General features: G+C 34.6%; 1 protein-coding gene. It reads right to left on the bottom strand.

Annotated elements, in window-relative coordinates; all coding sequences use genetic code 11:
• A partial coding sequence (gene pheT / locus IDG60_RS12695; RefSeq protein ID WP_206160760.1) for a phenylalanine--tRNA ligase subunit beta occupies positions 1 to 1,925 on the bottom strand: 1,925 nt, incomplete at both ends.

Genomic DNA, 1,925 nt, shown 5'->3' with positions numbered 1-1,925 from the left:
ACTTTTGAAACGCGCTCATCTGTCAATGTTTCTTCTGTGTCTAAATAATTTAAACGTATTGCAATTGATTTTTTACCTTTTTCTAAATGTTCGCCCTGATATACATCAAAGACAAGTGTATCTTTTAATATATTGCCACCGTGTGCATGAATCGTTGATAATAAATCAGCTGCTGGAATATTTTGATCTACTTCTAATGCAATGTCACGAGACATGCCTGGGAATCTCGGAATTGGCTGGTAATTAATGTAACCTACCGACACAGCCATTAATGCATCAAAATTCAACTCAAAAACATACGTACGTTTTAAATCATTATCAGCTGCTAATGTTGGATGTAATTCACCAATAAAACCAACAACTTTATTCTCTAATAAGATTTCAGCAGTACGACCTGGATGTAATCCATCAATATCAGCACGACGATAACTAAATTCAAGGTTTAACTTTTCAGATACTCGATCCACGACACCTTTTGCTAAATAGAAATCAACCGTTTCTTTCTTACCTTGCCATTGATTGACTACATAATCTCCAGTTAAAATACCACTTAAATATTCAACTTGATCTGGTAGTTCACCTTCTCCATTAGCAAAGAAGACATTGCCGATTTCAAATAATTTTACATCTTTATTTTTGCGTGCCACATTATATGATGCTGCTTCGATTAAATGTGGTAATAAACTTTGACGTAATGACGCATGCGCTTCACTCATTGGCATCAATAAATCAATTGTTTGACGCTGTTGCATCGAAAATGCAGTAGCATCCTCTTTAGAAACTAACGAATACGTAATAGCTTGATCTAATCCAGCACCTTCTAACACTTCTTTAACCATTCTAGTTTTATATTGGCGATCAGTTAGCTGACCACTAGTAACTTTATCGAAGACAGGTAACGTTGATGGAATATCGTCGTATCCATATATACGTGCAACTTCTTCAATTAAATCTTCTTTAATTGTAATATCTTTACGACGTGATGGTACTAGCACTGTAATAACATCATCATTTATTTCTGTATCAAACCCTAGTTGATTAAAAATAGTAACAATATCATTTTGTGACAAATCAAATCCAATAGTGCGATTAATTTTATCAGCAGTGATGTCGATTGGTGTAATAAATGCACCAAGTTCTCCTGAAGACACTCTATCTTTTAGCACTTTTCCGTTTGCATAAGTTTGTAATAAATAACATGCACGGTCGACTGCTTCATCTACAAATTCAGTAGCTATTCCTTTTTCAAAACGACTAGATGATTCACTGCGTAAATTTAAACGTCTTGATGTATGACGAATTGAAACTGGATCAAAAATAGCACCTTCAATCACTATATTTGATGTTTGTTCTTTAACTTCTGAAAAATCGCCACCCATAACACCAGCTAATGCAATTGGAGTTTGTCCATTAGTAATGACAATATCGCTCGTTAATAATTCACGTTCTGTATCATCTAATGTTGTCATTTTTTCGCCTTCATTAGCTTGACGAACAACAATTTGTTGTGAACCAATCGCATCTTGATCAAACATGTGCAATGGTTGACCGTATTCTAATAACACATAATTTGAAATGTCAACAACATTATTAATAGGACGTATACCCGCTTTTATTAAGCGTGCTTGCATCCAAATTGGCGAAGGTTCAATTGTCACGTCGTGAACAACACGTGCACTATAATATGGTACTTTATCTTCATTTTCAATTGTCACAGTCAATTCATCATTTGCAGATAACTCAAGCTCATTTGATGTTGTCTCTGGCTTAGTCATTTTTGTATTATATAATGCTGCAACTTCATAAGCAGTACCTATCATACTTAAAGCATCTGCACGATTCGGCGTTAAATCAAATTCCATTACTTGATCATCTAAATATAAAGCTTGTAAGGCATCTGTTCCTGGAACTTGGGATTCACTAAA

The organism is Staphylococcus sp. EG-SA-2 (genome assembly GCF_017152085.1).
Note: the sequence above shows the minus strand (reverse complement) of the source record. Positions and strands in the feature narration are given on the sequence as shown.